Source organism: Streptomyces sp. OfavH-34-F, assembly GCF_022347745.1.
In the GTDB taxonomy this organism is placed as follows: Bacteria; Actinomycetota; Actinomycetes; order Streptomycetales; family Streptomycetaceae; genus Streptomyces.
Genome location: NZ_JAKRGC010000306.1, coordinates 1 through 7,802, shown reverse-complemented (window position 1 = coordinate 7,802; position 7,802 = coordinate 1). Strand labels below are relative to the sequence as shown.

At 74.4% G+C, this 7,802-nt stretch carries 8 protein-coding genes; all 8 read left to right on the top strand.

The genetic code is table 11. The features are described from left to right. Positions 1-83: 83 nt before the first annotated feature. The 8 genes from MHW47_RS29145 (at position 84) to MHW47_RS29110 (ending at position 7,640) form a co-directional block, all read left to right on the top strand. Positions 84-1,058 (top strand): hypothetical protein, encoded by a 975-nt coding sequence (locus tag MHW47_RS29145; RefSeq protein WP_239226751.1) that lies wholly within the window; start codon positions 84-86, stop codon positions 1,056-1,058. A 16-nt stretch (positions 1,059-1,074) separates the two neighbouring features. Next, the gene (locus tag MHW47_RS29140) at positions 1,075-1,509 is read left to right on the top strand and encodes a phage tail protein (RefSeq protein WP_239226750.1); all 435 of its coding nucleotides are present in this window, start codon (positions 1,075-1,077) and stop codon (positions 1,507-1,509) included. Positions 1,510-1,514: 5 nt separating this feature from the next. Continuing rightward, positions 1,515-2,309 carry a peptidase M23 gene (locus tag MHW47_RS29135; protein ID WP_374230167.1) on the top strand — a complete coding sequence of 265 codons (795 nt, stop codon included), beginning with the start codon at positions 1,515-1,517 and terminating at the stop codon, positions 2,307-2,309. Next, positions 2,306-4,288: a VgrG-related protein gene (locus tag MHW47_RS29130; protein ID WP_239226749.1), complete on the top strand. Its 1,983-nt coding sequence runs from the start codon at positions 2,306-2,308 to the stop codon at positions 4,286-4,288. The genes MHW47_RS29135 and MHW47_RS29130 overlap by 4 nt, the downstream gene beginning before the upstream one ends. A gap of 85 nt (positions 4,289-4,373) precedes the next feature. Next, positions 4,374-4,655, top strand: coding sequence for a PAAR domain-containing protein (locus tag MHW47_RS29125; protein ID WP_239226748.1), 282 nt, complete (start codon positions 4,374-4,376; stop codon positions 4,653-4,655). Positions 4,656-4,662: 7 nt separating this feature from the next. Then, positions 4,663-5,097: a GPW/gp25 family protein gene (locus tag MHW47_RS29120; protein ID WP_239226747.1), complete on the top strand. Its 435-nt coding sequence runs from the start codon at positions 4,663-4,665 to the stop codon at positions 5,095-5,097. Next, positions 5,094-7,070 (top strand): putative baseplate assembly protein, encoded by a 1,977-nt coding sequence (locus tag MHW47_RS29115; RefSeq protein ID WP_239226746.1) that lies wholly within the window; start codon positions 5,094-5,096, stop codon positions 7,068-7,070. Before MHW47_RS29120 ends, MHW47_RS29115 begins: the two co-directional genes overlap by 4 nt. Positions 7,071-7,073: 3 nt before the next feature. Next, positions 7,074-7,640, top strand: a complete 567-nt coding sequence (locus MHW47_RS29110; protein WP_239226745.1) for a phage tail protein — start codon at positions 7,074-7,076, stop codon at positions 7,638-7,640. The last annotated feature ends 162 nt before the right edge of the window (positions 7,641-7,802 follow it).

The following is a 7,802-nucleotide window of genomic DNA, read 5'->3' as shown; positions in this document are numbered from 1 at the left end:
CCGGCGGTCTCGGCGCGCCGCTGCCCGGTCTGCCGCCCACGGCCCAGCGCCGGGCGGCCCAGTCACCGGCCCCCTTACCGGAGATGCCACACGACAACGCCCCGCACCCGGAGCCCGGGGCACCGGACAGGGCCCCCGCCGAGCCGGAGAGCGTGGCCCCGCTCCTGGGGGACGCCCCGCTCGCGCGGCAGCCGGACTCGGGGGACGTGTTCCGCACGGGCGGCGGGGAGGACACCGCGAGCCCGGCCGGTACGGGAACGCCCACCACCCCCGTACAGCGCAGCACCACCGTGCCCCCGCCCCCGGGCTCACCCGCGCCCGGACCCGCCCGGCCCACCGCGCCCCTCCTCGGGGAGCGCCCCCTGACCCTCCGTACGGCTCCCGCTCCCGGCGTAGATTCCCCCGCCGCCGGACCGAGCGTGCAGCGTGCGGCCGAGAGCGGCGGGGGCGTCGGCGGTGATCCGTCCCGCTCGTCGCCGTTCGTACCGGCACCCGCTGATCCGCCGCCCGCCGTGCCCGTCCGCTGGACCGCCTCCGAGACGCGCGGCCAGGGCGTCACGGGCGGCGCTGCCGTCACCCCCGCGGCACCGTCGCAGCCGGCGCTCACCCCCGTACAGCGCACTCCCGTACAGCGGCAGACGCACCCCGCTCCCGACCCCGGACGGGGGCCGCGCGTCCCCCGTTCCGTCCCGACGGCGGGTGCCGTCGCCGTGGCGGCCGGGGTGGCGCAGCGGATGGCGGACGGGAGTGTCGTCTTCGCGTCGGCGCCCCGTGACGGCACGTCGCGGCCGGTCGTCCAGCGGGAATCGGAGACCGAGGAACCCCCGCCGCCACCGGAGCCCGATCCCGAGCCGGCGCCGGAGCCCGAACCGTCCGAGAACGCGCAGGCGCCCGCGGCGACCACCACCTCCTCCACGAGCCCCGAGGGGACGCCGCAGGCACCGCCCGTGACCGACGAACTGGTCCGTGCGCTGTACGCACCCCTCAGCCGGCTGCTCAAGGCCGATCTGAGGCTCGAACGTGAACGCTCCGGCTTCCTCATCAACACCCGTCACTGATCGAGAGGCACGTGCCATGGCCACCGCCCCGGACGACCCCGCAGTCAGCGTCTGCTTCGTCGTGACGATCGACGACATCGAACTCGGATCGTTCAACACCTGCGACGGGCTGGGCTGCGAAGTCGTCCTGGAGACCCGCGAGGAGGGCGGCAACAACGGACACGTGTGGCAGCTCCCCACCCGGCTGAAGTACTCCAACGTGAAGCTGTCGCGGCCCCTGACGCGGGAGACCGAGAAGGTGGCCCGCTGGTTCGCCACGATGACGACCGGGTTCAGCCGCAAGACCGCCCACATCGAGGCGCGGACCGGCGACGGCCGCAAGGTGGCCCAGTGGGGGCTGCTGGAGGTAGTGCCCGTGCGCTGGACGGGGCCGTCGTTCACCCCGGAGTCGCCCAGGGTCGCCATGGAGACGATCGAGATCGCCCACCACGGCTATGTGATGGAGGGCTGAGCGGCGTGAGCGGACCCATCGCGTTCAGCGCGGCCGGTACGTCGGGAGTGGCGTCCGCGGCGAAGGGCGGCTCGGCGAGGCCCAAGCTGGAGCACGCCTATCTGGAGCTGCGTACCCCGCCCACCGGCGGCGGGCTCACCCCCGGCGGGCCGTGCGGACGGATCGACTTCCAGTTCAACCCCAAGGAGCTGAGCCTGACGAAGGCGGCCTCCTGGAAACGCACCCCGGCCAAGGGGGCGAAGAGTTCCGGGCCGCCCGAATACCAGGGCTCCCAGCCCAGCAAGCTCACCGTCGAGATGTTCTTCGACGCCGGGGACACCCAGGACACCCGGGTCGTCACGGCGGTGGAGCAGCTGTTCGCGTGCTGCGTACCGACGAACGAGACCCGGCAGCAGCAGCGCTCCTCACCGCCGTGGGTGGTGTTCCACTGGGGCGGGCTGACCGGCTTCCCCGGCTACGTGAGCCAGGTCGCCGCCAAGTACACCCTGTTCACCACCTCGGGCGTGCCGATCCGGGCGGTGTGCCAGGTGACGATGGAGGAGATCAGCGGGGAGACCCCCGGCCAGAACCCGACCTCGGGCGCGCTGGCGGCCCGCCGGGTGCACCGGGTCGCCTCCGGGGACTCGCTGCCCTCGCTGGCCCACCGCGAGTACGGCGACGCCGGAGCCTGGCGGGTCATCGCCGAGGCCAACGACATCGACGACCCGATCCGGCTGGCGCCCGGCACCCAGCTGCTGCTGCCCGCCCCGGACGAGCTGGGCCGGCTCGACGACTCCGGCCGCCGGAGGGCAGGACGATGACACGCCAAGGGGTCGCCAGCGCGCTGGTGGTGGAGTTCGACGGCCGCCCGCTGCCCGCGAAGTTCCTGAACACCCTGGTCGAGGGCTATGTGGACGACAGCCGTACGCTTCCGGACCTCTTCCTCCTCCGGTTCCGCGACCCGGACCGCGTCCTGCTCGAACAGACCGGTCTGAAGATCGGCAGCGAGGCCCGGCTGCTGGCCCGCGCCGGCGGGGACACCACCCCGAAACCACTCCTCGAAGGCGCGGTCACCGCGCTCGAGGTGGAACTGGACGAGACCGGCACGTTCACCGTCGTCCGGGGCCTGGACCAGGCGCACCGGCTGCTGCGCGGGCGGCGCGTCGCCAGCTACCAGAACATGACGCTCGCCGACATCTGCGGCCAGGTCGCCCAGCGCGCCGGACTCAAGCCCGGCACCGTGGACGTGGCCGGGCCCGTCATCGAGCACATCGCCCAGCCCAACGTCACCGACTGGGAGTTCGTGCGCGGCCTCGCCGAAGAGGCCGGAGCCCAGGCGTACGTACGCGACGGGCGACTGCACATCACCCGGCCCGCCGAGGCGAGCGGGGCACCGGACAGCTCCGCCCGCGCCGACCGCGACCCGCTCGTCCTGGAACTCGGCAGCAACCTGCTGCGTTGCCGGGCCGGGGTCTCCGCCGCCGAGCAGGTGTCCGAGGTGGAGGTGCGCGGCTGGGACGTCGGCGCCAAGGAACCCCTGGTCGGCAAGGCGCCCGCCGGGACGTCCGGCACGCTGGAACTCGGCGTCACGGCGGCCGACGTGACCGCCCCCTTCGGTGAGGCGCGGTTCGTCGTCACCGACGCCCCGTACGGCACCCAGGCACAGGTGGACCAGGCGGCGAAGGCCCTGGCCGAACGCATCGCCGGCTCCTTCGCGGAACTGGAGGCCGTGATCCGGGGCAACCCCGCGGTCACGGCGGGCAGCGCGGTCGCGCTCAACGCGGTCGGCGCCCCCTTCGAGGGCCGCTACACCGTCACCTCCTCGCGCCACGTCTTCGACGCCGTACGCGGCTACGAGACCTGGATCACCGTCTCCGGCCAGCAGGAACGCTCCCTGTTCGGGCTCACCGGGGGAGGCGGGGGCGGCGGTGGCGCGGCCGGGGGCGGGCCGCGCTGGTCCGGGCTGGTCAGCGCGACGGTCACGGACACCCAGGACCCGGAGGGCTCGGGCCGGGTGAAGGTGCGCTTCCCCTGGCTGTCGGACGAGTACGCGAGCGACTGGGCGCGCACGGCGCAGTCCGGCGGGACGGGCGGCGGCGAGGCGTTCATCCCCGAGGTCGGGGACGAGGTCCTGGTGGGCTTCGAGCAGGGCCACCTCGACCGGCCCTACGTGCTGGCCGGTCTCTACAACGGCAAGGACCGGCCCGGCGGAGGAGGCGGCGGAGCGCCTGGAGCCTCCGGAACCCCTGGCGCACCGGGGGCCTCCGGGGCCCCAGGAGCTTCTGGACTCCCGGGCGCCCCCGGTGCCTCGGCGGCTCCCGGCGCGGGCGGCGGTGGCGGCCTCGTGGACCCCACCACCGGGGCGGTCAACCGGCGCGCCTTCGCCTCCAGGAGCGGCAACCAGCTGGAACTCCTGGACGCGGCCGACGGCCCGCAGGGCGTACGGCTGCGCACCGGCGACGGCAAGCTGACCATCGACCTGGACCGCCGGGGCACCGCCGTCGTCATCAACAGCGACGGCAGCGTCACCATCCACGCCGAGGAACAGGTCTCCGTCACCGCCGCCAAGGGCGTCGCCCTGGACGCCGGACGCGGCGAACTCACCCTCACCGGCGAACGCGTCACCCTCACCTCCCGCAACGGGGTCGCCCTCAACGGAGGCAACGGCCGGCTCGCCCTCTCCACGGACGGCGCGGTGGAACTGCGCGGCGGCCAGGTCACGGTCGACGGCAGCCGGCGCACCGACGTCAGGAGCGGAGGCTCGGTCTCCGTCAACGCCCCGATGATCCAGCTCAACTGACGCCCCCCGCACGAGCCAACCGCCCCACCGAACCCCGCACAGCCGACCGCCCCACCGCACCCCGCAGCGAAGAGGAGCGCACCGCATGCCGTCAGCAGCAGCCGCACGGGTCGCCGACCCCACGGGCCACCCCGGCACCGTGGGGCCGCCCGGAGTGCCCACGGTGCTGATCGGCGGCAGACCGGCCGCCACCGTCGGCACCGCCCACCAGTGCGCCTCCCCGCTCGGCCACCCGCCGACCGTGATCGCACCGCCCGGCAGCCGCAGCGTCTTCATCGGCGGCAGACCGGCCGCCCGGGTCGGGGACCTGAGCGGCTGCGGGGCGCCGATCGTCGCCGGCTGCGCCACCGTGCTGATCGGAGGCTGAACGGACCATGGGAGAGCAGTTCATCGGCGCCGGCTGGGCCTTCCCGCCCCGTACCGACGCCACCGGTTCCATCGCGCTGGTGCGCGGCGAACGCGAACTGGAGGAGTCGATCCGGCTCATCCTCGCCACCTCGCCCGGCGAGCGCCCCATGCGCCCCGAGTTCGGCTGCGCCGTCAACGACTACGTGTTCGCCCCCGCCGACGCGGGAACGGCCGGGCAACTCGCGTACGAGGTCCGGCTCGCCCTGGAACGCTGGGAACCCCGGATCGAGGTCGTCGACGTCACCGTACGCTTCGACGCCGCCGACAACGGGGTCCTCTACATCGACATCGGCTACACCGTGCGCGGCTCCAACGACCCCCGCAACCTCGTCTTCCCGTTCTACGTGATCCCGCAGCACGGACCGGACACGAGCCCCGACGACGAGGAGACCGGCGCGTGACACTGCCCAGCCCCCATCTGGACGACCGCCGCTTCCAGGGCTTGGTGGACGAGGCCAAGCGCCTCGTCCAGCAGCGCTGCCCCGAGTGGACCGACCACAACGTCTCGGACCCCGGCGTCACCCTGATCGAGGCGTTCGCGACCATGGTCGACCAGCTCGTCTACCGGGTGAACCGGGTGCCCGAGAAGAGCTACCTCACCTTCCTCGACCTGATCGGGGTGCGGCTCCACCCGCCGACCGCCGCGCGCACCGACGTCACCTTCCGGCTGTCCGCGCCCCGCCCCGACCCCGTCGTGGTCCGCGCCGGCACCGAAGTGGCCACCGTCCGCACGGAGACCGAGGAAGCGGTCGTCTTCACCACCACCGACGAACTGACCGTCGTGCCCTGCTCGTTCGCCCACCTCGCGACCTGGCCGGCCACCGAGGAGGTCACCGACCGCACCGAACAGCTCGCCATCGGCCGCGACGTGGCCTGCTTCGGCGCCACACCCGCCCCCGGCGACTGCTTGTACGTCGGCCTCTCCACGGCCGTACCCGCCGGAGTCGTCGTCCTGCGCATGGACTGCCGGGTCGAGGGCGTCGGCGTGGACCCGCTGCGCCCCCCGCTGGTCTGGGAGGCGTGGGACGGCACCGCCTGGGCGGCCTGCGAGGTCGAGAAGGACGACACCGGAGGCTTCAACCGGTCCGGCGAACTCATCCTCCACCTGCCGAAGACCCACACCCCGGCCGCCGTCGTCCGGCGCACCGGCGGCTGGCTGCGCTGCCGGCTGATCGAGGCCGAACCGGGCCGCCCGACCTACCTGGCCCCGCCCGTCCTGCGGTCCCTCACCGCCTTCACCATCGGCGCCACCGTCGCCGCCGAGCACGCCGAGACCATCACCGACGAGGTCCTGGGCGCGGCGGAGGGCGTGCCCGGCCAGGCGTTCACGCTGGCCCGGTCGCCCGTCGTGCCCGGGGACTTCGTGGTCGAGGTCGCCGACCCGGCGAGCGGCGGCCCGGAACCCGAGTACACCCGCTGGACCAGGGTGGACGACTTCGCGCACTCCGGCCCCGAGGACCGGCACATCACCCTCGACCCGAACTCCGGCCGGGTCGAGTTCGGCCCCGCCGTACGCGAACGGGACGGCTCCATCCGCTACTACGGGGCCGTGCCGGCGAAGGGCGCCACCGTCCGGGTGCGCGCCTACCGGACCGGCGGCGGGCTGCGCGGCAACGTCGCCCGCTCCACCCTGAAGATCCTGCGCAGCGCCATTCCGTACGTGGCGCGCGTCGAGAACCGCCGGCCCGCGCTCGGCGGGGTGGACGGGGAGAGCGTCGAGAGCGCACGGGTACGCGGCCCGATGACCCTGCGCACCCTGCACCGGGCCGTCGTCCCGCACGACTACGAACTCCTCGCCCGGGAGGTCGCCCCGGACGCGGCCCGCGTCCACTGCATCCGGGCCGGCGACGACGACGCGCACGACGACGAGACCGCCCAGGGCGTACGGCTCCTCGTCGTCCCCGCCGGGCGCAGCGACGAGCAGGGCCGGATCGAGTTCGACGAGCTGATCCCGCCCGCCCAGACCCTGCGCCTGATCGCCGGACACCTGGACGAACGCCGCCCCGTCGGAGCCCGCCTCGTCGTGGAGCCGCCGTTCTACCAGGGCGTCACCGTCGTCGCCACCGTGCAGGCCGAACCGGGCGCGGTCCGGGACCGCGTCCGGGACGCGGCCCTCGCCGCGCTGTACGGCTACTTCAACCCCCTGTCCGGCGGCCCCCAGGGGAAGGGCTGGCCCTTCGGGCGCCCCGTCCAGTCGGGAGAGGCGTTCGCCGTGCTCCAGCGGGTGCCCGGCGTGGACCTGGTCGAGGACGTACGCCTCTACCGCGCCGACCCGGTGACCGGCGAACGCACCGACGCCACCACCAAGATCCCCCTCGACCGGCACGCGCTGGTCTTCAGCTACGAGCACCAGCTCCGCGTGAGGGGGGCCTGAACGATGCGCACCGGCGTCCCCGGACTCCCCACCCCGCACCCCCTCGTCGACCAGCTCCCCGCCGTGTACGTGGAGCAGGACTTCGTCCGCCGCTTCCTCGGCGCGCTCGACGACGTCCTCGCCCCGGTCCTGCTCACCATCGACAACCTCCCCGCCCACCTCGACCCGCGCAGCGCCCCCGACGACTTCCTGGCCTGGCTCGCCCAGTGGGTGGCGGTGGAGCCCCCCGGCGACAGCACGGTGGAGCGGCGCCGCGAGACGGTGCGCGGCGCCGTGGCCCGGCACGCCAGACGCGGGACGCTCGGCGGACTCGCGGACGTGGTGCGGCTGGTGACCGGCACCGAACCCGAGATCACGGAGAGCGGCGGGACCGCCTGGTCCACGAGCCCGCTCACCGCGCTACCGGGCTCAACGCGCCCCCGGGTGACGATCCGGGTCCGGGAGACGGCCGGCCGCCCTGTGGACCGGGCGCTGCTGGAGGAGCGGATCGGGGCCGAGGTCCCGGCCCATGTGGCTTTCACCCTGGAGATCCTGCCCCCGGCCGGGGGCGCGGGAGGTGCGGCGAGTTGATCTGCGACGCGTGCGGGACCAGGAACGAACCGGGCCGCGCCTTCTGCACGTCGTGCGAGGCGTTCCTCGGCTGGGAGGACGAGGAGGGCACGCCGCAGCCGTCCGGCCCGGGCCCCACGGGACGGGACGCGCCGGAGCAACGCGACCCCGGCCCGGCACCGG

What these genes read in the sequence shown, in the direction of transcription:
- MHW47_RS29145 (WP_239226751.1), top strand. Translation starts at nt 84, where the DNA reads ATGCCACACGACAACGCCCCGCACCCGGAGCCCGGGGCACCGGACAGG.
- MHW47_RS29140 (WP_239226750.1), top strand. Translation starts at nt 1,075, where the DNA reads ATGGCCACCGCCCCGGACGACCCCGCAGTCAGCGTCTGCTTCGTCGTG.
- MHW47_RS29130 (WP_239226749.1), top strand. Translation starts at nt 2,306, where the DNA reads ATGACACGCCAAGGGGTCGCCAGCGCGCTGGTGGTGGAGTTCGACGGC.
- MHW47_RS29125 (WP_239226748.1), top strand. Translation starts at nt 4,374, where the DNA reads ATGCCGTCAGCAGCAGCCGCACGGGTCGCCGACCCCACGGGCCACCCC.
- MHW47_RS29120 (WP_239226747.1), top strand. Translation starts at nt 4,663, where the DNA reads ATGGGAGAGCAGTTCATCGGCGCCGGCTGGGCCTTCCCGCCCCGTACC.
- MHW47_RS29110 (WP_239226745.1), top strand. Translation starts at nt 7,074, where the DNA reads ATGCGCACCGGCGTCCCCGGACTCCCCACCCCGCACCCCCTCGTCGAC.